At 38.4% G+C, this 20,544-nt stretch carries 19 protein-coding genes and 1 pseudogene; 4 read left to right on the plus strand and 16 right to left on the minus strand.

What is annotated here, in order from left to right; all coding sequences use genetic code 11:
• Window positions 1-15: 15 nt before the first annotated feature.
• The 7 genes from HMPREF0819_RS03715 to cdaA all read right to left on the minus strand — a co-directional run bounded on the left by HMPREF0819_RS03715 (window position 16) and on the right by cdaA (window position 6,736).
• Window positions 16-675: a TIGR01906 family membrane protein gene (locus HMPREF0819_RS03715; RefSeq protein ID WP_044023310.1), complete on the minus strand. Its 660-nt coding sequence runs from the start codon at window positions 673-675 to the stop codon at window positions 16-18.
• Window positions 665-1,438: a TIGR01457 family HAD-type hydrolase gene (locus HMPREF0819_RS03720; protein WP_004232489.1), complete on the minus strand. Its 774-nt coding sequence runs from the start codon at window positions 1,436-1,438 to the stop codon at window positions 665-667. Before HMPREF0819_RS03720 ends, HMPREF0819_RS03715 begins: the two co-directional genes overlap by 11 nt.
• A gap of 72 nt (window positions 1,439-1,510) precedes the next feature.
• Complete coding sequence (locus HMPREF0819_RS03725; protein WP_004232491.1) at window positions 1,511-2,239, minus strand: acyl-ACP thioesterase domain-containing protein; 729 nt, start codon at window positions 2,237-2,239, stop codon at window positions 1,511-1,513.
• Between the two features lie 4 nt (window positions 2,240-2,243).
• Window positions 2,244-3,374 (minus strand): radical SAM family heme chaperone HemW, encoded by a 1,131-nt coding sequence (gene hemW, locus HMPREF0819_RS03730; RefSeq protein WP_004232493.1) that lies wholly within the window; start codon window positions 3,372-3,374, stop codon window positions 2,244-2,246.
• A 93-nt stretch (window positions 3,375-3,467) separates the two neighbouring features.
• Complete coding sequence (gene glmM / locus HMPREF0819_RS03735) at window positions 3,468-4,820, minus strand: phosphoglucosamine mutase (RefSeq protein ID WP_004232495.1); 1,353 nt, start codon at window positions 4,818-4,820, stop codon at window positions 3,468-3,470.
• 114 nt (window positions 4,821-4,934) lie between these two features.
• Window positions 4,935-5,891: a CdaR family protein gene (locus tag HMPREF0819_RS03740; protein WP_004232496.1), complete on the minus strand. Its 957-nt coding sequence runs from the start codon at window positions 5,889-5,891 to the stop codon at window positions 4,935-4,937.
• Window positions 5,888-6,736: a diadenylate cyclase CdaA gene (cdaA, locus tag HMPREF0819_RS03745; protein ID WP_004232498.1), complete on the minus strand. Its 849-nt coding sequence runs from the start codon at window positions 6,734-6,736 to the stop codon at window positions 5,888-5,890. Before cdaA ends, HMPREF0819_RS03740 begins: the two co-directional genes overlap by 4 nt.
• Before the next feature lie 105 nt (window positions 6,737-6,841).
• Here cdaA and murT point away from each other — a divergent pair, with 105 nt between their 5' ends.
• The 3 genes from murT (at window position 6,842) to HMPREF0819_RS03760 (ending at window position 9,380) form a co-directional block, all read left to right on the plus strand.
• Entirely contained in the window at window positions 6,842-8,185 is a 1,344-nt protein-coding gene (gene murT / locus HMPREF0819_RS03750; protein WP_004232500.1) for a lipid II isoglutaminyl synthase subunit MurT, read from the plus strand.
• Window position 8,186: 1 nt separating this feature from the next.
• Window positions 8,187-8,975 (plus strand): lipid II isoglutaminyl synthase subunit GatD, encoded by a 789-nt coding sequence (gene gatD / locus HMPREF0819_RS03755; protein WP_004232502.1) that lies wholly within the window; start codon window positions 8,187-8,189, stop codon window positions 8,973-8,975.
• Window positions 8,976-9,110: 135 nt separating this feature from the next.
• Window positions 9,111-9,380 carry a DUF4177 domain-containing protein gene (locus tag HMPREF0819_RS03760; RefSeq protein WP_004232503.1) on the plus strand — a complete coding sequence of 90 codons (270 nt, stop codon included), beginning with the start codon at window positions 9,111-9,113 and terminating at the stop codon, window positions 9,378-9,380.
• Window positions 9,381-9,443: 63 nt separating this feature from the next.
• On the opposite strand, the gene HMPREF0819_RS03765 is transcribed toward HMPREF0819_RS03760, so the two are convergent.
• Together HMPREF0819_RS03765 and eno are read right to left on the minus strand one after the other, a co-directional pair.
• Window positions 9,444-9,884, minus strand: coding sequence for an SP_0198 family lipoprotein (locus HMPREF0819_RS03765; protein ID WP_004232505.1), 441 nt, complete (start codon window positions 9,882-9,884; stop codon window positions 9,444-9,446).
• 269 nt (window positions 9,885-10,153) lie between these two features.
• On the minus strand, window positions 10,154-11,452 hold the full coding sequence (gene eno, locus HMPREF0819_RS03770) for a surface-displayed alpha-enolase (protein WP_004232506.1): 1,299 nt from the start codon (window positions 11,450-11,452) through the stop codon (window positions 10,154-10,156).
• A gap of 206 nt (window positions 11,453-11,658) precedes the next feature.
• On the opposite strand from eno, the gene HMPREF0819_RS03775 reads away from it, so the two are divergent.
• On the plus strand, window positions 11,659-12,111 hold the full coding sequence (locus HMPREF0819_RS03775; RefSeq protein WP_004232507.1) for a YueI family protein: 453 nt from the start codon (window positions 11,659-11,661) through the stop codon (window positions 12,109-12,111).
• On the opposite strand, the gene HMPREF0819_RS03780 is transcribed toward HMPREF0819_RS03775, so the two are convergent.
• The 7 genes and pseudogenes from HMPREF0819_RS03780 to hisH all read right to left on the minus strand — a co-directional run bounded on the left by HMPREF0819_RS03780 (window position 12,108) and on the right by hisH (window position 20,500).
• Window positions 12,108-13,223 carry a glycerate kinase family protein gene (locus tag HMPREF0819_RS03780; RefSeq protein WP_004232508.1) on the minus strand — a complete coding sequence of 372 codons (1,116 nt, stop codon included), beginning with the start codon at window positions 13,221-13,223 and terminating at the stop codon, window positions 12,108-12,110. The genes HMPREF0819_RS03775 and HMPREF0819_RS03780 overlap by 4 nt on opposite strands.
• Window positions 13,224-13,353: 130 nt before the next feature.
• Window positions 13,354-17,540: pseudogene (locus HMPREF0819_RS03790) on the minus strand (pullulanase).
• Window positions 17,541-17,742: 202 nt separating this feature from the next.
• Window positions 17,743-18,057 (minus strand): phosphoribosyl-ATP diphosphatase, encoded by a 315-nt coding sequence (gene hisE, locus HMPREF0819_RS08920; protein WP_044023311.1) that lies wholly within the window; start codon window positions 18,055-18,057, stop codon window positions 17,743-17,745.
• Between the two features lie 12 nt (window positions 18,058-18,069).
• Complete coding sequence (hisI, locus tag HMPREF0819_RS08925) at window positions 18,070-18,390, minus strand: phosphoribosyl-AMP cyclohydrolase (protein WP_004232518.1); 321 nt, start codon at window positions 18,388-18,390, stop codon at window positions 18,070-18,072.
• On the minus strand, window positions 18,387-19,145 hold the full coding sequence (gene hisF, locus HMPREF0819_RS03805) for an imidazole glycerol phosphate synthase subunit HisF (RefSeq protein WP_004232520.1): 759 nt from the start codon (window positions 19,143-19,145) through the stop codon (window positions 18,387-18,389). Before hisF ends, hisI begins: the two co-directional genes overlap by 4 nt.
• A gap of 3 nt (window positions 19,146-19,148) precedes the next feature.
• Complete coding sequence (hisA, locus tag HMPREF0819_RS03810) at window positions 19,149-19,868, minus strand: 1-(5-phosphoribosyl)-5-[(5-phosphoribosylamino)methylideneamino]imidazole-4-carboxamide isomerase (RefSeq protein WP_044023312.1); 720 nt, start codon at window positions 19,866-19,868, stop codon at window positions 19,149-19,151.
• 17 nt (window positions 19,869-19,885) lie between these two features.
• A complete protein-coding gene (gene hisH / locus HMPREF0819_RS03815) occupies window positions 19,886-20,500 on the minus strand; it encodes an imidazole glycerol phosphate synthase subunit HisH (protein ID WP_004232530.1) in 615 nt (204 codons plus the stop codon).
• Between the last annotated feature and the right edge of the window lie 44 nt (window positions 20,501-20,544).

Consider the following 20,544-nt stretch of genomic DNA (forward strand, 5'->3'; position numbering starts at 1 on the left):
AGTACCATGCAATTGTCATTTCTCATCCTTTCTCTCGTTATTTTTTAGGCGATGATTTAATTGCTTACGAGCTGTTGCGACTAAACTTAGCATCATCACTTCATAAGCTACAAAGAAAATGATAAAGCAATGCATGAAGTATTCTTCTGGTAAAACCCAGATAACTGGGTCAGTCGCTGGGTTAAAAAGCCAACTGCTATCACCAGGAAATAAGGCTTCATGAAAGAGAGTAAAGAATTGATCAAAACCAATCAAAAGACCTGCTACTGCAATGATAATCGGTAAAATTGCAGCTAAGGTAAAAGCTCTCTGATGAAGAAAAAGTGACTTTTTAGCTCTGCTATTTTTCAAAAAACGCCAAGAAGGATATAGCAAAATCACAAAGACTGCTTGTGCTAAATGAAATAGATGCTTCACGTCGCCAAAATGCTTAAGCCCACTAGCTGATGAAGGAAAATCAGGCATAGCTAGAGTGTGTGATAATGGATTCGTCAGATATGTCATCAAGACATTGAAGTTTTTTAAGAGGTCGTCTTTTGTAATGGTCACTTGGAGAGTTAACTTGAGCCAATCAATCTCAAGAGGATAGATTAACCACGCGCCATAAATGGCTACAAGAACTGCGAGCGACAGTAGCCACAACCAAGCGCTAAATGTCCAAATTTTAGTTTTCATCAAAATTCCATTCATCAAGACTAGCAAGAACGTGATTAGGTTTTACCGGGAGAGTTGGGACTTCTTCAGGCTTAGTAAATCCAGTTGTGACAAGAAGAGTTGCAATATCATTTTGAATTCCCGCCATAATATCTGTCAGGTAGTTATCACCGACCATGATTGCTTCTTCTCGTTTAACGCCAAGAACGTCCAAAGCTTTGTTCATGATAATGGCATTCGGTTTTCCGATGTAGACTGGTTTCACACGTGTAGCCACTTCCAAAAGATTGTTGATGGCACCAGCTCCTGGCATCAAGCCACGTTCAGTTGGGATGTTCAAATCTGGATTTGTTCCAATAAAGACAGCACCTTTTTGGATAGCTAATGTCGCTACCGCTAATTTTTCATAAGTCAAATCATTATCAAGACCAACAACAACATAAGCTGGATTTTCAGTATCTTCTACGTAACCTGCCTCAGCAATCGCTGTTTTCAAACCAGTTTCCCCAATCACATAAACTGTCTTACCACGATTCAAGTCATTCATGTAATCAATCGTAGCCATTGTTGCTGTGTAGATTGTTTCAAGTGGGGTGTGAACGTTGAACTGAGTTGACAACATTTCTTGTACTTTTTCAGGTGTACGAGTTGAATTATTCGTTACTAAAACGTAAGGAATATTTCTTTCTTGAAGTCGTTGAATAAAACGTTCCCCTGCTGGAATACGGTTTTTCCCTTTGTAAATAGTTCCATCCAAGTCGATTAAATAGCCTTTATAAGTCATTTTTCCTCCAATATAAAATAGTAAATGACCTTTCTTTTAAACTTAAAAAGGTCATTAAGCATTACTTCCTAATTATTTCTCCATCCATTCAATGAGTGCTTGCGCTCTCACTGCACCTTGTGTGACAATTTCGTGTTTTGTTGTCAATCCAACTCTCTCTACACGAGACTTGATGTCATGTCCATAGTGAACTTCTTTCACATATTTCAAATTAATGCGATGAGGAATATATTCTTCTAAGAACTTCACATCAAGCACATCATACATCCACTCAAGGTATTTACTATTATTAACATGTCCGTTCAAATCAAGATCAAAAAACCTAACATGATAAAGTGTTTCTTCTGGATTTTCGAGACCTTCGTAACGTGGTCCACGTAAGAATTTCTTCACTTTTTCAACTTGATAAACTTCTACAATCTCATCTAAAACAGGATGTACTTTACGAGTATCATAATCCATCAAAACAAACGTTGAATGAATCGTCAAAAGCTTTTCACCAGATTCACTGTAGACATTAAAATCGCGATAACAAAAGAGCTTATTGTAAGCAGTCGGTACTGTTTCAATCACGATATTTTCAGTGTATTTTGGCAAGCGCTCAATTTCGATGGCGTATTCTGTAATAATCCAAACAAGATTGTAAGTTTTATAAATATGTTCGTCACTCATTCCTAAGCTCAGCGATTGTTTTCCAGAAACCTGCAAAACTAGCGATAAAAGCTGTGGCAATTTCATATTTTGATTAATATCACTTTCATAAAAAGGCACTTGATATTTTTCTCTATAACTTAATCCCATCTTGTTACTCCAATATAAATCTCTCCGCGACAGTGTCTCCCAAGAATAATCCTTTTTTGGTCATACGAACAACTTTGTCATCTGGCACTAAAAGCCCTTGGTTGCAAAGTTCCCTTACAATTTGTCCATAACGTTCTTCGAAAGACACACCGAATTTTTCTTCAAATCTAGCAATTGAAACACCAGATTTTTTGCGTAATCCTAAGAACAATTCCTCTTCCATCATCTCTTCTTTTGTCAAGGTTTCTTCTGACAATCGAGCATTGCCTTCTGAAATAGCCTTTAGATAATGCTGAATTGGTCCACGATTGCGATAACGCACACCATTCAAATAACCAGAAGCACCTGCTCCAACGCCATAATACTCCGCATTATCCCAGTACATTAAATTATGGCGGCTTTCAAAGCCAGGTTTTGTAAAGTTTGAAATCTCATAATGCTCAAAGCCGTTTTTCTCCAACTCTGAGATAATGTATTCAAACATCTCCGCTTCCAAATCTTCTTGCGGCAACTGCAATTTACCGCGACGCATCTTATTCATAAAAACTGTGTGATGCTCTAAAATCAGACTATACAAACTCAAATGTGGAATATCAAGAGCAATTGCTTTAGCGACATTTTCTTTGACATCTTCCATCGTTTGCCCAGGAAGAGCATAAATCAAATCAATCGAAATATTATGGAATCCAGCTTTTTTAAGATTCTCAATCGTTGAATAAATCTGAGCTTCATTGTGGCTACGACCGATTTGTTTTAAATGTTTGTCGTTAAAAGTCTGAACGCCGAGTGAAACACGGTTAACAGCTGAATTTTTCAGCACTTCAATCTTATCTTCAGTCAAATCACCTGGATTTGCTTCGATAGTGAATTCTTCCAAAACACTTAAATCCAAATGCTTTGTTAAATTCGTCAATAAATACTCCAATTGCTCTGCAGTAATTGAGGTTGGAGTGCCACCTCCGATATATAAAGTTCGCAATTTTTTGATATCATATGATTCAAATTCACGAATAAGAGCCTGCAAATAAGCATCAACAGGCTGATTTTTGATGAATACTTTTGAGAAATCACAGTAATAGCAAATTTGCGTACAAAATGGTATATGTACATAAGCTGATGTTGGTTTTGTTAGCATGACGTTATTATAACATTTTTAAGAAAGATAACCAATGAAATAAACACAAAAAGGTCTGAGCCTAACACCCAAACCTTTTCTTTTTTATTGAATTTAGTCGATACCGATTTCGTTACGAACAACGTCAGCAATAGTATTTACATAGTAGTCAACTTCTTCATCAGTTGGCGCTTCAGCCATAACGCGAAGAAGTGGTTCAGTACCACTTGGGCGAACCAAAATACGACCGTTTCCATTCATTTCTTCTTCCATCTTGCTGATGATTTCAGCGATTGCTGGCACTTCCATCGCTTTGCTCTTCATGCTATTTTCAACACGAATGTTAACTAATTTTTGTGGGTAAATAGTCACTTCAGCAGCTAATTCAGAAAGTGGTTTACCAGTTTCTTTCATAACTTTAACCAACTGAATACCAGTCAATTGACCGTCACCTGTTGTGTTGTAGTCCATGATAATAACGTGACCTGATTGTTCACCACCAAGATTGTAACCAGATTTACGCATTTCTTCAACAACATAGCGGTCACCAACAGCTGTGATAGCTTTGTTGATACCTTCACGGTCAAGTGCTTTGTGGAAACCAAGGTTAGACATAACAGTTGTAACGATTGTGTTGTGAGCCAATTGACCACGTTCAGAAAGGTATTTACCGATGATGTACATTACTTTGTCACCATCAACAATTTCACCATTTTCATCAACAGCAATCAAACGGTCACTGTCACCATCAAATGCCAAACCAACAGCTGCACCAGATTCTTTAACAAGTGTTTGCAATTGTTCTGGGTGAGTTGAACCAACACCAGCGTTGATGTTAAGTCCATCTGGATTTTCACCGATAACTGTAATATCAGCATCTAAATCTAAGAAAATATCACGTGCAGATACAGATGCTGAACCATTTGCAGTATCAAGAGCGACTTTCATTCCTTCAAGGCTAACACCTGTTGAAACAAGGAATTTTTCATATTTACGAAGTCCTTCTGGATAATCAACAAGTGTTCCAAGACCTTCAGCTGAAGGACGTGGAAGAGTATCTTCTGGAGCATCAAGAAGAGCTTCGATTTCTAATTCTTGGTCATCAGCCAATTTGAAGCCATCACCACCGAAGAATTTAATACCATTATCTTGTGCAGGGTTGTGACTTGCTGAAATCATAACACCAGCGCTAGCTTTTTCAGTACGAACTAGATAAGACACACCTGGAGTTGCTAAAACACCAAGTTTGTAAACTTCAATACCAACTGAAAGAAGTCCAGCTACCAAAGCTGATTCAAGCATTTCACCTGAAATTCGAGTATCGCGTGCTACAAATACTTTTGGACGTCCTGTTTCATGCTGACTAAGAACATAGCCACCAAAGCGTCCTAATTTGAAAGCTAACTCAGGGGTCAACTCAACATTTGCTTCTCCACGAACACCATCTGTTCCAAAATATTTTCCCATTATTCATTTAGCGAAAATTTCGCTTCCTCCATTACTAAATTCATTTTTACCAAAGAGTTGAGTTTTAACAACAACTCTCATTATTCACTAATAGACTATCTTTGTTATTATCTACTATTTTTTTGTTGCTGTCAACTGTACAGTCACGACAGATGGCTCAACTGACACATTATCTGCGGCAAGATTAACATTTAAGCTTGTATCCTTCGTAATATTTGACACATTGACAGTTGCAACAACTTCGTTAACGGCATCAAGTGCTGCCTGACTTCCAGAAATTGTTACTTGATCTTGATTCAGATTATAAGAAATATCCGAAACTTTATCATTCATCTTTCCAGTTAACTTAACCCTTACAGGAACAGTCTTGGTTAATTTCTTAACACTGACTTCAAGACGTGCCTTTGATGGGTTAATAGCGCTAGCTAGAATTGTTCCATCAGCAGAAACAGCTTGAAGGGCAACACGTCCGCTATAGTTGCCATTAAGAACTTCGTTTTCCGGAAGATTTGCAACAACGTGATCAATCTGATCAATGATTGATTCATCACTTGTCACTTCAACTTCTGAAACATCTGTTGAAACTTTTTTCAACTCAAAACCTGGCGCCAATTGACTGACGTCAACTTTGCCTCGAACATTGAATGTTTTTGTCTTTTTCTTACCGATTGTTACAGAAATATTGTTAGGTGAGGCTGTAGCGGTAACACCAGATGGCAAATTCATAACCTTTAGCGGAACTGTTTGAGTGCCTTCTCCTAGCCCCGTCAAATCAGCGACAACTTTAAAACTTCTTGTGTCGTTATTGATTTCTGAATCAAGTTTCACACGATTGATTGAGGTCAAATAAACTTCAGTCTCATAAGAATAACCACTAATAAAGTATTTATCACTATCATATTTGATATCAATAGGCACATTAGTCAAAGTATGGGTATAAGTCTCAGTTGCACCTGAAACTTGTGAACCAACGTGCGTATAATTACTTGTTGTAGCAGCCAAAAATAGGAGAAGAGAAAGGAAAATTGACACAATAACCAACCAGAATTGACTATTGAAAAACTTTTTCATTTTTTCTTCCTCCAAAATTTTTGATACCAGTGTTCCTCTTCCTCAACTTCAGGAATCAAATGTGCACGAAGAATGGCTTCAAAGTTTTCTTTTGACAAATCATGTAAGAATTCACCCTTTGAAGTGATGGAAATACCACCAGTTTCTTCTGAAACGACAATAGTCAAGGCATCTGAGTTTTCAGATAAACCAATGGCAGCACGGTGACGTGTCCCGAATTCTTTTGAAATCGCCATTGAATCAGACAAAGGAAGATATGAACATGCCGTTGCAACTTTATTTCCTCTGATAATGACGGCACCATCATGCAAAGGCGTATTTGGAATAAAAATATTAATCAAGAGTTGACTTGAAATATCAGCATTCAAAGGAATCCCTGTTGAAATATATTCTTGTAAGGTCTGAGTTCGTTCGATTGAAATCAACGCCCCAATCTTACGTGGACTCATGTAAGCAACTGATTTAACCAGTGCTTCAACGAGTTTTTCTTCGTCACTAACTTGTTGTGTTTGTGAAAAAACTTGTGTTGAACGACCAAATTTTTCAAGTCCTGTTCGAATTTCAGGAGCAAATATAACAACACAGGCAATAACACCGTATGTGATAACTTGATTCATCAAATAAGAAATTGTCGTAAATCCAATCCACTCAGCGATGAATTTTAATAGAATAAAGAAGACAACCCCTTGAATCAAGGACATAATTTTCGTACCTGCTAAGGCTTTTATTAATCTATAAATAAAATAGGCTACAATTAAAATATCTAGCAAATGAACAACAATAGTCCATGGATTTTCAACTAAAGTTGCCCAGAATTTGGCATCAATAGCCGCTAAATTTCTCATACATACATCTCTTTTCTCTAACTAATTAAAACTACCTTTCTATTATACCACTTTTAAAGCAGATTTTCTTTATTAGAAAAGCCCTTTTTGTGGTACAATATTCCTATGAAAGCAAACACATTAATGGGAATAACAGCTGGTAAAGCAGCTCACGCCATTCTTTCAAAAATGGGACGTGGTTCAACTTTGCCTGGAAAAATCGCCCTCAAATTCGACAAAGACATTTTAGATACGATTGCCAAGGACTATGAAATTGTAGTCGTTACTGGAACAAACGGTAAGACACTTACAACTGCTCTCACTGTTGGTATTTTACGCGAAGCATTTGGTGAAATCGTGACAAATCCAAGCGGTGCTAACATGATTACTGGGATTACATCAACTTTCTTAACCGCTAAAAGAGCAAAATCCGGTAAGAAAATTGCTGTGCTCGAAATCGACGAAGCGAGCCTTCCCAAAATTACTGAGTACATCACACCAAGCCTTTTTGTCTTCACAAATATCTTCCGTGACCAAATGGACCGTTATGGTGAAATTTACACAACTTACCAAATGATTTTAGATGGTGCTGCTAAAGCTCCTAAAGCTACAATCCTAGCTAATGGTGACAGCCCACTCTTTAATTCAACAAAAGTTGTGAATCCAGTAAAATACTATGGTTTTGACACTGAAAAACATGACCCAGAGTTAGCTCACTACAATACTGAGGGAATTTTGTGCCCTGAATGTCAAAATATCCTGAAATACAAACTAAACACTTACGCTAACCTAGGTGATTATGTTTGTGAAAATTGCGGTTTCCACCGTCCAAAACTCGATTACGCTTTGACTGATTTGACAAAAATCACAAATACAACATCAGAATTTGTCATTGATGGTCAAGATTATAAGATCAACGTTGGTGGTTTGTACAATATCTACAACGCACTTGCTGCTGTTTCTGTTGCGGAATTTTTCGGTGTCGAGCCTGAAAAAATCAAAGCAGGATTCGACAAGAGCCGTGCTGTCTTTGGTCGCCAAGAAACCTTCAAAATTGGTGACAAATCATGTACCTTAGTTCTTATTAAAAACCCAGTTGGTGCCAGCCAAGCACTTGATATGATTAAGTTGGCTCCTTATCCGTTTACACTGTCTGTTTTGCTTAACGCAAACTATGCTGACGGTATTGATACAAGCTGGATTTGGGATGCGAATTTCGAATCTATCCTTGAGATGGATATTCCAGAAATCTTCGCTGGTGGTGTTCGCCATTCTGAAATTGCACGCCGCCTACGTGTCACTGGCTACAACGAAAACAAAATCACAGAAGCTGAAAGTCTCGAAGATATCATGGCATTAATCGAAGCGCAGCCAACTGACCATGCCTACATTTTGGCTACTTACACAGCTATGCTACAATTCCGAGAAATCTTGGCTAACCGTCATGCTGTTGGAAAGGAGATGAACTAAGATGACTTACACTTCACTACAATCTCCTGCAAACAAGGATTATCAATTTGAGCTTAACGTTGCTCATCTTTACGGAAATCTTATGAATACCTATGGTGACAACGGTAATATCTTGATGATGAAATACGTCGGTGAAAAATTAGGTGCTAAAATGACCTTCGACATTGTCTCACTCGGAGATGATTTCGACGCTGATTATTATGACATGGTCTTCTTTGGCGGGGGACAAGATTACGAACAATCAATCGTCGCAAAAGACCTTCCAGGTAAAAAAGAAGCTATCGCTGATTTCATCAATAAAGATAAAGTCATCCTTGCTATCTGTGGTGGCTTCCAATTGCTTGGTCAGTACTACGTTCAAGCAAACGGTGAAAAAATTGATGGACTTGGTGTCATGGGACATTACACTCTTAGTCAAAATAACAACCGCTTCATCGGAGATATCAAAATTCACAACGACGAATTTAATGAAACATACTATGGCTTTGAAAACCACCAAGGTCGTACCTTCTTGTCTGAAGATGAGAAACCTCTAGGTATGTGTGTCTACGGAAATGGTAATAACAAAGAAGACGGCACTGAAGGTGTTCATTACAAAAATGTCTACGGTAGTTACTTCCATGGACCAATTCTCTCACGTAATGCAAACCTTGCTTACCGTCTTGTAACAACTGCTTTGAAAAACAAATACGGCTCTAGTATTTCACTACCAAGCTACAATGATATCCTTTCAAAAGAAGTCGCCGAAGAGTATGCTGATACTAAAAGCAAGGCTGAATTTGGAAAATAAAAACAAAAACGTCTGATAATTTCAGACGTTTTTTTGTAAATACATCCAGTAAATCTTTGACCTAATCCACCTAATGTCATAAAATTAAGTTGTAGAGAAAACGTTAGCGTTACACGATTAAGATTGGAGGAAAAGATGGGATTATTCAATAATGTAAAAGGCGAAAGCACATTTTCAACTGCATCTGGTTCTGATGGGCTAAAATATGTCGTCCTTCAAGTTACCCTAAAAGAAAAATTCATCGGGACTGGTTCAGGAAACCTAACAGAGTTAGAAAAAGTTATCAACGAACAAGCTAATAAAGGCTACCGTTTACACACAATCACAACTACAAATGGAGGCAGCAAAGGACTAAGCGGTGCTGACCGAATCCAAGCTACTATGGTATTTGAGAGAATCGACTAATATCATCTCACCTAACAATCAAGCGTACAAAAACAGAACCCAGCCAAGCTGAGCTCTGTTTTTTTATTGTTTAGTGTAAATATCTTGATCACCATCAGCTTCAGTCAAGATGAGCTGATTACCATCCAAGCGATAGTCTTTTAGATCATCACCAACCAAAATAGTCTGCTTACTAGCATCAACCTTAACCTGTTCAACATCAACTTCACCATCATTTTCCTTGCTTTCAAGACTACCAGCACCGTCTTTGATGGTCAATGTCTTAACTTCATCAGCTTCTTCCAAAACATAAGTCCCATCTAATTCTGTCGACTGTGTTTCTACTGCAGATGCTTCTGAACTTGATGGAGTCGTTTCAGATGAGGCTGATGTTGTTGAACTTGACGCCTGTTGGCTTTGGCTACTACTTGCTTGACTTGAAGAATCAGTAGCTTGATTTGCCTGACAAGCACCTAAGAAAATGCTCAGCAACGCTACTCCTGTTAACTTAACAATTTTATTCATAACGAAACCTCCGATATCGTTTTTGTAGAAGAGATTTATCAAAGGCTAATGATAACGTAAGAAACGTTTAAACGATTCTAACAACTATTATAGATTTATTTTTTCATCGTCATTATAACACTATCTTGTAATCGTTGTCAAAGAATTATGCTGAGTTTTTTATTAAAGTTATGTCAATCAAAATAATAGAATAACAATAAATTAACACTTTTACACAAAAAAGACTCCGTCTTAATAGACAGAGTCTTCAAACTTGATATAATCAGAGATTATTTTTTCAAGTTGTAGAATGATTTCAATCCACGGTACTCAGCTACTTCACCAAGTTGGTCTTCGATACGAAGCAATTGGTTGTATTTAGCGATACGGTCAGTACGTGAAAGTGAACCAGTTTTAATTTGACCAGCGTTAGTTGCAACTGCGATGTCAGCGATTGTTGAATCTTCAGTTTCACCTGAACGGTGTGATACAACTGCAGTGTAACCAGCTTCTTTAGCCATTTCGATAGCTTCGAATGTTTCAGTCAAAGTACCGATTTGGTTAACTTTGATAAGGATTGAGTTAGCAGCTTCTTCTTTGATACCACGTGCAAGGTATGAAGTGTTTGTTACGAAGAAGTCATCACCGACCAATTGAACACGTTTACCAAGACGTTTAGTAAGTTCTTTCCATCCGTCCCAGTCGTTTTCGTCCATTGCATCTTCGATTGTGATGATTGGGTATTTGTTAACCAATTCTTCGATGTAGTCGATTTGTTCTGCAGCAGTACGTTTAGCAGCACCTTCACCTTCGAATTTAGTGTAGTCATAGATTCCGTTATCGTAGAATTCTGATGAAGCACAGTCAAATCCAAGGAATACATCTTCACCTGGTTTGTAACCAGCAGTTTCGATAGCTTTGATGATTGTTTCTACAGCGTCTTCAGTTCCTTCAAATTTAGGAGCGAAACCACCTTCGTCACCAACAGCTGTTTCAAGACCACGTTCTTTAAGGATTTTCTTAAGAGTGTGGAAGATTTCAGCACCCCAACGAAGAGCTTCTTTGAATGTAGGTGCACCGGCAGGTACGATCATGAATTCTTGGAAAGCGATTGGAGCGTCTGAGTGAGAACCACCGTTGATGATGTTCATCATTGGAGTTGGAAGAACTTTAGTGTTGAAACCACCAAGGTAGCTGTAAAGTGGAACTTCAAGGTAGTCAGCAGCTGCGCGAGCTACGGCAATAGAAACACCAAGGATAGCATTTGCACCGAGTTTACCTTTGTTTGGAGTACCGTCAAGAGCGATCATAGCACGGTCGATAGCTTGTTGATCACGAACATCGAAACCGATGATTGCTTCAGCGATGATGTTGTTAACGTTGTCAACAGCTTTTTGAGTACCAAGACCGTTGTAACGAGATTTGTCTCCGTCACGAAGTTCTACTGCTTCGTGTTCACCAGTAGAAGCTCCTGAAGGAACCATACCGCGACCGAATGCGCCTGATTCTGTGTAAACTTCTACTTCAAGTGTTGGGTTACCGCGTGAGTCAAGGACTTCGCGAGCGTAAACATCAGTAATAATTGACATTATGTTACTCTCCTTATGAGTTTTTAATATTTTTACACTAAAATGATACCATAATATCGGCGCTTAAGCAAATAAAAACGAGAATTTTTAAAAATCGCTACCAACTTTCATGACTTTTTCCATAAATTGGGATTAAAACAGTCCAAATCTGACAGTTTAGTAAATTTAACTTATAATAGTTGTAAATAAACCATGGAGGTTATGATATGGCTGATTTAGAAAGTAAAGTACTGCAGGCTGCAACAGGTGAAAAACGCCTTAATCCCGATGAACAACGTCTTTATTTTGGAACGTTTGCAGAGCGTGTGGTACTATCTATTCCGCTTGAAGATAGTCGTTTAGAAGATGTTCAAAAACGTTTCAGTGACATTTTAAAAGAGTTAAACGGCAAATATGATACTTTGTCAGTTAAAATTTCACCAAAATTGTCCGTTTCAAATCAAGTCTTTTACATGAAAATTGCTCAAGAGCTAGGAAATCAAGCAACTATCGTCGATGAAAAAAATGCTCAATCACCATATGGTATCATTGTGCACTCTAATCAGGCTGAAAATGTCGATAACCCTCTCCTGTCTGAACAATTTCCGACACAGCAAAAAGAAACAAAAGAAGCCCCTGCTAAGAAAGGCTTCTTATCAAAATTATTCAAAAAGAATTAATGAATTTTTACCGCTAATAGGTTACCAATATTTTGAGCGGTACGTTCTAGATTTTCTCTAGCTTTTGCTAAGGTTTTTTCCAAAGTTTCAACGTTTGAGATAATCGGGAATGCCGCCTGAATATTTGAATTTGGAAATGATGGTAAGTCATTTTTTAGGCTACCGCAAATGGCAATAACAAGTTTACCTCGTGGAGTTCGCTGTGCAACGCCAACTGGTGCCTTGCCTGAAAGGCTTTGTTTGTCCATGCGACCTTCACCAACAATGATAATATCAGCATTTTTTACACGTCGGTCAAAGTCAAGGATGTCAAGGACCGCGTCTATGCCAGAAATGATTTCACCGCCTGTAAAGGCTGATAGACCTGCTGCCATACCGCCGCCCGCTCCTGCTCCAGCTATCTCAAGAACAGCTGGGAAGAAAGTTTGATAGAATTTTTCCATATCCTTATCAACGCTTGCGAAGTCATCTTCTGCAAGCCCTTTTTGACCACCAAAGATATAAGTTGCACCGTTGGGTCCGCATAATGGATTCGTAACATCAGTAATAACTGTAATTCTTACATTCGATAAATCCCAGTAGCAATCTTCATACGACACCATTGCTATTTCTCCGAGGTTCTTCCCAATCGCAGCCACTTCGTGACCTGATTTATCAAAAAAGCGATACCCTAGACCTGCTGCCATCCCAAGACCACCGTCATTGGTTGAGCTGCCGCCAACGCCAATCATGATTTCCTGCACACCATTTTCGACCAAATGACCAATCATTTCACCGACACCTCGAGTTGTTAAGGTCAATGGATTACGCTGCTTGAGCGGAACTTTTTCTAAGCCACAAATATCAGCCATTTCAAAAATAGCTAGTCGACCATTTGTTGCATAATGCGCTTCGACAGTGTCACCAAGTGCACCAGTTACAGTACAAGTTTCACGTTTTAAATGTAAACCGTCTGTTAATGCTTCAAGTGTTCCTTCACCACCATCACCTACTGGCATCAAATCAAATGTCGCATTTGGCAAAGCTTTGCGAAATCCATTTTGAATTGATTTTGCAACTTCAAGTGCTGATAAGCTTTCCTTAAATGAATCAGGTGCAATCAAAATATGCATGGTACCAACTCCCTTATAATTTCTTAATACTATTATATAATTTTTTATACGAAAGAGGTTGCAAAAACACGAAAGCATGACAAAAATCCCCTTCTAAATTAGAAGGAGATTTTTATATACCAATCAAATGTTATTGATTTTTCTTACGTCTTTTAACTTCTAATACTGCTAAACTTGCTAAGCTTAAAATACCAGTAAAGGTTAAAACTTTACTATCTTTTTGACCTGTTTTTGGCAGAGCAAGAGTACTATTTTCCACGACAGCAACCTTTTGAAGATTTTCAAAAGATTCAGAAGTATCTTCACCTCGGACAGCAGCATGATTTTGTACTGTCGCTGCAATTTGTGATACGTAACTAAATTCCACTAGGGTTTTATTTTCTGCAGCTTGAGTTTTATAAATAATACCATATTGACTAAAATGCTCAACGTCAAAGATAACAAATGTGACGACTTGCCCCTCAACAATTTTAGTAATTTCTCTAAAGTTCAAAGCTTGTGGCTGTGCATTTTCTAGAAGGAAGAAAACTTTGGCAACCGTCTTACCAACATCAATCGGTAAAATGATTTGAACTTGCTGATTTGGACTAACAGCATGCCCATAAGCATCTTCAGGCTCAATATCATACAAGTCATAATCTTTTCCTTGTAGAGCCTCAGGTGTTTGACTATCATTTGTTTCTTTATGATGAACAGCAATTTGTGTAATATCTTCTCGTTCACCTGGTGCTAGAATGACACTTATACCACTTACTTGGTCATAAGTGTACGTTCAGTTTCTGTACCAACTTTTTGCAAACGTAAAATTGTAGCTGTAAGTGGATCAAGTTTAACGCTATTTTCTGTAAAAGCCACACCTGTCGGATTTGAAATTGCAGTTGTTCCTGCTTGTTCACTATCTGCAAGAACTTCCCCATTAAGGAGAGCTTTATAGGCATCTGACACGACAATCTCACGCGCTTTGCTATCAGCATTGATAAAGACGGCATAAACATCGCCATTGCTTGCTTGTGTTTGATAAGCGATTACCAAATCTTCTTGAGCAACCCCATTTTCATTTGGAACAGTAATCAGTTTAACTTTACTATCAACATCTGCTTTTGTTTTAAGCGTAAAGGCATCTGTTGAGCGACGAAGTGCAATAAGACCTTTTGTGTAATCCTTTGTTTTAACATTTCCTGAATAAAGGCTACTATCAGTTGCTTTTGCCCAATCAAAATGATTAATCGCATCTGTTGAATCATAAGAATCACTGATAAAGTAAGGATAAACAAACGGTGTGCCATCTGCGTTTGTTAGCAAATCAGATTTTGCTGGAACCTGATCAGCTGGAACTGGTGTCTTATAGGCTTCATCACGGAATTGCTTAGTACGACCGTATTCCTGACCTGAATGAATAAAGGCTGTTCCCTGAGACGTTAAGATGATAAGATTTCCCAAACGTTGACGACGTAAAATTTCAGCTTCATTTTCAGTCACTGATGGATCTTTGTGGATTGACTTGGCAATAATATCGTGAAGAGTTAGGTTATCATGAGCTGCATTGTATTGAATCACATCACCTGGATCATCTGCTGTGAAATTATTTGGTTGAGCTTTGATGGTATTAAAGAGCTCTTGCAAATCTTTTGCCCCACCTGTGATAAAGCTTGGTGAACCTTCACTAGGATAACCTGATTTAAGGAGATTACGAATATCATCAGAGAACGAAGCAACACTATCTGTCTGTGACATCCAAGTTTGGTCAGCAGGTTGGCTGGAATCATTGGCATCCCCAACATAAGTAATCCAACCCTCACCAAGCATAATAACATTTGGATTTAAAGCTTTTGCCTTGTCGTAAGCCATTTGAACTGTCTTGGCATCCAAATCACCCATCATATCAAAACGAAAACCATCTACTTTAAATTCATTTGTCCAATAAGCAATTGAATCAAGTACCATACGTCGTGTCATGTAGTGAGTTGTTCCTGGGCGACCACCACCAAAGCTTGTCTTAGCTGTGCCATCTGCTTCCATAAAGTGATAATAGCCAGGTTCCAAATCTTCAAGAATGGCAAGATCAGCAGTGTGATTGTAGACCACATCAAGAATAACCCCCATGCCATGTTTATGAATTTCAGCAATTAAATTCTTGAATTCTTCAATTCGTTTTGCTGGGTCAGCTGGATTTTCAGAGTACATTCCTGTTAAAGCAAAGTAACTTTGCGGATCATATCCCCAGTTGTAGTTTGTATTGCTTGAAGAAAAATAATCTAAACGTTGTCCATTAGTCTCTTCGTTCGCAAAATAATAACTCATCACAGGAAGTAATTGAATATGAGTGACACCAAGAATTTGGAGATAGTCTAATTTCTCTGCAAAGGCTGCAAATGTTCCAAATTGGTGCTTTAGGTCATCAGAAATTGCCTTATCAGAAGTAAAATCACGCACATGCGCTTCATAAATAATGGCATCTTCACGAGCCGTGTAACCTTTGATGTCTGCGTAAGTCAAGTTTTGATTTCCAATAGCACTAGTATCGACAATAGCTGCTTTTGCCACCTTAGATGACGGATTTGTTCCGATTAAATCGCTATTCCACTCTGCAAGAGAGTTTGCGTATGGGTCAAGCGCAAGAACTGTATCATCCCCACGCGTGATTTCATAATGGTAATAATAACCTCGATAATCACTAACTCCCCAACCGAGACTTGGTGTTAAACTAGCTGACCATTGACCTTTATCACCTTTTGTCATAGCTACTTTGCCAAGAACTTTAGTCTGGTCTTCTTTATCATAAAGAACAACTGCTACTTGGTCTGCACTTGGTGACCAGACGGTCAACTCAACACGCGCCCCGTTATCAAAAACACGTGATCCTAAATCACCGTCATAGGCATACTTAGAATCTGTATATTGCCAACTTTTCTTAGCTTGATATTGGTCTCCATTATAGCTTACTGTGTAAAGACCTTCACTTAAAAAATCACCTGTAATACTAACTTTATTACCTGCTTTATCTAGACTGATAGCTGTAATGGTAACTCCATTACCATCTTTGTCTATCACTTTAAGGTTTTCTAAAAGCTCATCTTTATCAGCATCCGCTAAGTTACTGATAATCGCTACAAGCTCTGAACTACTGATTTGTTGTGCAGATGTTAAGCAAATTGTGCTTACAAAATATGGATTCATATAAATGGTCTTATCCTCATCTTTCAAAAAAATTTGTGTTTGATTTATTAAATCTTTAAAAATATAATTATCTGGTTGAATTTTAGCCGCATCGCCTTCTTTAGACTCATCAAGAAGTAAGAAACCAAGCTCATTAAAATCAGCTAACGGCACATCGATATAAGCACCGTATTTGCCAAAGTTTTCAAAATCAACACCATCTGGCCAAGATTCCGACGGGTATTCAACATCCTCCCAAGTCCAGAGACCCCAACTGTCATAATTACCATCATCGCGCTTATAATTGATACGAATAACTCGATCATCAGCTAATGGTTTATAGCTGTAAGTGGTAAAATCTGACGTAACCCAAACTTCACTGGCATCTTTTGATAAAGGTTAGATGCTTTGATCAGAGTCGCTAGTTTTCTCACCATTTTTAAGAAGGAGGCAACCAATATCACCGTGACTGGCTGCTTGTCTTACGTTAATATAATAACCAAAATCATCTTTTTGATTAGCTGAAAATGGCGTTGCAGCCGATGGCCAATTATTTCCATCAGACGGTTCTGCTACGGCTCCCCAAGTCCGCAAGCCATACTGAATGTAATTATCATCATTAACTGCTTGAAAATGTACACGAATCGTATCTTCAGCAATTGGAGGATTTGAGACTTGATTATCAGGTTGAGAAGATTTTAGGAGATTAATCTGATTACTATTTTCAGTACTTGTCACTGTTTTGACTTCATCAATTCTAACAGATTCTGCTGTCTCTCGGACATCTTGTAGATTTGAATTAGATTCCGCACTCTGTGACTCTGGTACAGTTTCTTCTACTGCTGGACTCTCAAGATCATTTAATTGACCTTTGTTATCAGCATTTAAATTAGACGAATTGTTTTCTTCAAGATTTTGACTAACATCATCCGTCTTCTCTAACTCAAGAAACGACTGGTTATCATCTTCTGGAAGCGATGTTTCATTTACCACTTCCGAAGTAGGTGTTTGAGAAGAAATTTGATCTGCTGAAACATTTGTTAATCCAGCGCCCCAAAAAAGAGTTGTCGCAATCGCAACCGAAGCAACGCCAACTTTTAGCTTACGTATCCCAAAGTACTCTCGTTTTTCTGGGAAGGAAAGCCGACTTATCTTTTTCATGGAAGACCTCCGTCTTAAATTAGTAGTATTTTATGCTTTCAGTATACAAAATACTTTATATTTACGCAATCGTTTTCGTGAATCATTTTTTATTTTTAGCAAGCAAAATATGATATATACAAGTAGCACCTTCTTATGTGTATCGTAACCGATTGCTTTTGAGGGATTGAAAAAGTAGGAATTAATTTCCTACCTTTTTAGCTTAATAATTTGTAATTTCTGGTCTATCGTGAACGTTACTCTTTTTTCCTTGGCGAACTTTTAGGACTGCCTCAATATCGTCTGGTGTCAAACCTGTTTCGACCAACATGACCGCCAAATGATACAGCACATCTGCAGTTTCATTAGCGATTTCGACTTTATCCGCGTTTTTGGCTGCGATAACAACCTCTGTTGCTTCTTCACCGACTTTTTTCAAAATCTTATCTAAACCTTTGTCAAAAAGGTAATTGGTATATGAACCTTCTTTAGGGTTTTCCTTACGGTCTAAAGCTTCATTATAAAGTGTTTCTAACATCATTTTTCCTTTCTATAAAATCTCATTGAAAAAACAGCTGTATGCTCCTGTGTGACAAGCTGAACCTTCTTGCTTGACAGTAACCAATAAAGTATCACAGTCACAATCTGTTTTTATAGATTTAACATACTGATAATGCTCACTGGTTGCACCTTTATGCCAAAGTTCATTGCGCGAACGGCTCCAATAGTGCATTTGCTTTGTCTCAAGAGTCAAACGATAAGCTTCTTCATTCATGTAAGCAAGCATTAACACTTGCCCAGTCTGATAATCAGTCACAATAACAGGAAGAAGACCTCCTTGCTTAGCAAAATCTAGCGTTATCTCACTCATCGTCTCACCTCAATTCCTGCTTCTACCATAGCAGATTTGGTATCAGCAATTAAAACCTCACCAAAGTGGAAAATTGAAGCAGCAAGTGCACCTGTTGCACTTGTTTTTTCAAAAACTTCAACCATATGCTCAATATTTCCTGCTCCACCTGAAGCAATGATAGGAACATCAACCACATCAGCAACCGCATTTAGCATGTCTAAGTCAAATCCTGACTTCGTGCCGTCTTTGTCCATGCTGGTTAGCAAAATCTCACCTGCGCCGAGGCTAACCACTTTTTTTGCCCAGTCAATCAAGTCAATTCCAGTATCCTTGCGACCACCTGCGACATAAACATGCCAAGTCCCGTCACTTTCTTTTCTAGCATCAATAGCAGCAACCACACACTGATTTCCAAATTTTTCTGAGCAATCTTTGATAAGTTGTGGGTTGGCTACAGCAGATGAATTTACAGCAACCTTGTCTGCACCGGCTTTGAGCATTTTATTCATATCTTCAACTGAACGAATGCCACCACCAACTGTAAAGGGAATAAAAACTTGGTCAGCAACACGTTTAACCATTTCAACTGTCGTGTCACGTTTTTCATGAGTCGCTGTGATATCAAGAAAAACCAATTCATCACAGCCCGCCTCATAGTAAGCACGAGCTGCATCTACTGGATCACCAACGTCTGTCAAATTAACAAAGTTAACTCCCTTAACCACTCGACCATCCTTGACATCAAGGCAAGGAATAATACGTTTTTTCAACATAGGCTATCCTCCAAAAGCTTTTAACTCTTCAAGGCTGATATTACCATTGTAATAAGCTTTTCCAACGATTGTTCCTGCTACGCCAATCTTTTCTAGTTTGACTAAATCTGCCTGCTCTGCTATACCACCAGATGCAATGACCTGAGCTGTCATTAGTTCAGCTACCAAGCGTTTATATTGCTCAAAATTAGGTCCTGTTAGTGTCCCGTCTCGGTCTACATCCGTATAAACAAAGAGAGTCACCCCAATTTTTTCCATAGCCTTTGCTAAGCTGATATAATCGACATCACTTGTCTCAAGCCACCCTTCGGTTGCCACCATGCCAGCTTTAGCATCAATTCCAACCACAATTTTGTCACTGCCAAATTTTTCCAAAGCAGCTCTCACAAAATCTGGATTTTTGACTGCCATTGACCCGATAATCACACGATCAATACCAACCGCTAAATAATCTTCAATCTGCTCAAGTGTACGAATGCCACCGCCAACTTCGATAGAAAGACCAGATTCTTTTTTTAGCTTGGCAATCAAATCACGATTCGTAGCACGACCATCAAGGGCACCATCAAGATCCACAACATGAATAAATTGGATTCCTGCCTTAGCAAAAATCTTGCCTTGTTCAAGTACGTCAGGATTAACCACCGTTTTTTGATTAAAATCACCTTTGAAGAGACGAACAGCCTGCCCATCTTTAATATCAATTGCTGGAAGAATTTGCATACAAAACTCCTTTTTTATCACGTGTTAGCTTTACAAGTATCGACAAATTTTTCAAGAATGCCTAGGCCAAGGTCACCTGATTTTTCAGGGTGGAACTGGGCACCGTAGACATTTCCCTTATGAATCAAAGCTGGTACTTCAATGCCATAATCCGCTGTAACATCAATGTACTCTTCAGGGACATCTGTAAAATAGCTATGCACAAAATAAACCGACTGTCCATCCAAGCCATCTGTCAACGGGCTATCCTGTTTTATCGTTAAATCATTCCATCCCATATGAGGAACTGGCAAATTTTTACTAGCCTTTATTTCTCGGCAAACACCTGGAATAAAACCAAGTCCTTGAGTCTCCCGATGTTCAAGACCAGTTTCAGTCAGCACTTGCATACCTAGACAAATACCAAGTAACGGAATACCTTTAGCAACAGCTTCTTTGATTGCTGTTACTAAATGTCGTTTTGTCAGTTCAGCCATGGCAGTTGGATAAGCACCGACTCCAGGTAAAATGAGCCCATCCGCAGCCAAAATTTTCGTAGGATCACTAGACAATTCAGCCGGAACACCAATTTTCTTCAAGGCTCTCAAGACATTCGCTGTATTTCCAGCATCATAATCAATCACAATAATCATTAGCTAAGTTATCAAACCTTGAAAACACCAATAATTTTCAGTGT

It is taken from the genome of Streptococcus equinus ATCC 9812 (genome assembly GCF_000187265.1).
Taxonomy (GTDB): Bacteria; Bacillota; Bacilli; order Lactobacillales; family Streptococcaceae; genus Streptococcus; species Streptococcus equinus.

Coding starts and splice junctions, on each gene's coding strand:
- HMPREF0819_RS03715 (WP_044023310.1), bottom strand. CDS start 675: ATGAAAACTAAAATTTGGACATTTAGCGCTTGGTTGTGGCTACTGTCG.
- HMPREF0819_RS03720 (WP_004232489.1), bottom strand. CDS start 1,438: ATGACTTATAAAGGCTATTTAATCGACTTGGATGGAACTATTTACAAA.
- HMPREF0819_RS03725 (WP_004232491.1), bottom strand. CDS start 2,239: ATGGGATTAAGTTATAGAGAAAAATATCAAGTGCCTTTTTATGAAAGT.
- hemW (WP_004232493.1), bottom strand. CDS start 3,374: ATGCTAACAAAACCAACATCAGCTTATGTACATATACCATTTTGTACG.
- glmM (WP_004232495.1), bottom strand. CDS start 4,820: ATGGGAAAATATTTTGGAACAGATGGTGTTCGTGGAGAAGCAAATGTT.
- HMPREF0819_RS03740 (WP_004232496.1), bottom strand. CDS start 5,891: ATGAAAAAGTTTTTCAATAGTCAATTCTGGTTGGTTATTGTGTCAATT.
- cdaA (WP_004232498.1), bottom strand. CDS start 6,736: ATGAGAAATTTAGCGGCTATTGATGCCAAATTCTGGGCAACTTTAGTT.
- murT (WP_004232500.1), top strand. CDS start 6,842: ATGAAAGCAAACACATTAATGGGAATAACAGCTGGTAAAGCAGCTCAC.
- gatD (WP_004232502.1), top strand. CDS start 8,187: ATGACTTACACTTCACTACAATCTCCTGCAAACAAGGATTATCAATTT.
- HMPREF0819_RS03760 (WP_004232503.1), top strand. CDS start 9,111: ATGGGATTATTCAATAATGTAAAAGGCGAAAGCACATTTTCAACTGCA.
- HMPREF0819_RS03765 (WP_004232505.1), bottom strand. CDS start 9,884: ATGAATAAAATTGTTAAGTTAACAGGAGTAGCGTTGCTGAGCATTTTC.
- eno (WP_004232506.1), bottom strand. CDS start 11,452: ATGTCAATTATTACTGATGTTTACGCTCGCGAAGTCCTTGACTCACGC.
- HMPREF0819_RS03775 (WP_004232507.1), top strand. CDS start 11,659: ATGGCTGATTTAGAAAGTAAAGTACTGCAGGCTGCAACAGGTGAAAAA.
- HMPREF0819_RS03780 (WP_004232508.1), bottom strand. CDS start 13,223: ATGCATATTTTGATTGCACCTGATTCATTTAAGGAAAGCTTATCAGCA.
- hisE (WP_044023311.1), bottom strand. CDS start 18,057: ATGTTAGAAACACTTTATAATGAAGCTTTAGACCGTAAGGAAAACCCT.
- hisI (WP_004232518.1), bottom strand. CDS start 18,390: ATGAGTGAGATAACGCTAGATTTTGCTAAGCAAGGAGGTCTTCTTCCT.
- hisF (WP_004232520.1), bottom strand. CDS start 19,145: ATGTTGAAAAAACGTATTATTCCTTGCCTTGATGTCAAGGATGGTCGA.
- hisA (WP_044023312.1), bottom strand. CDS start 19,868: ATGCAAATTCTTCCAGCAATTGATATTAAAGATGGGCAGGCTGTTCGT.
- hisH (WP_004232530.1), bottom strand. CDS start 20,500: ATGATTATTGTGATTGATTATGATGCTGGAAATACAGCGAATGTCTTG.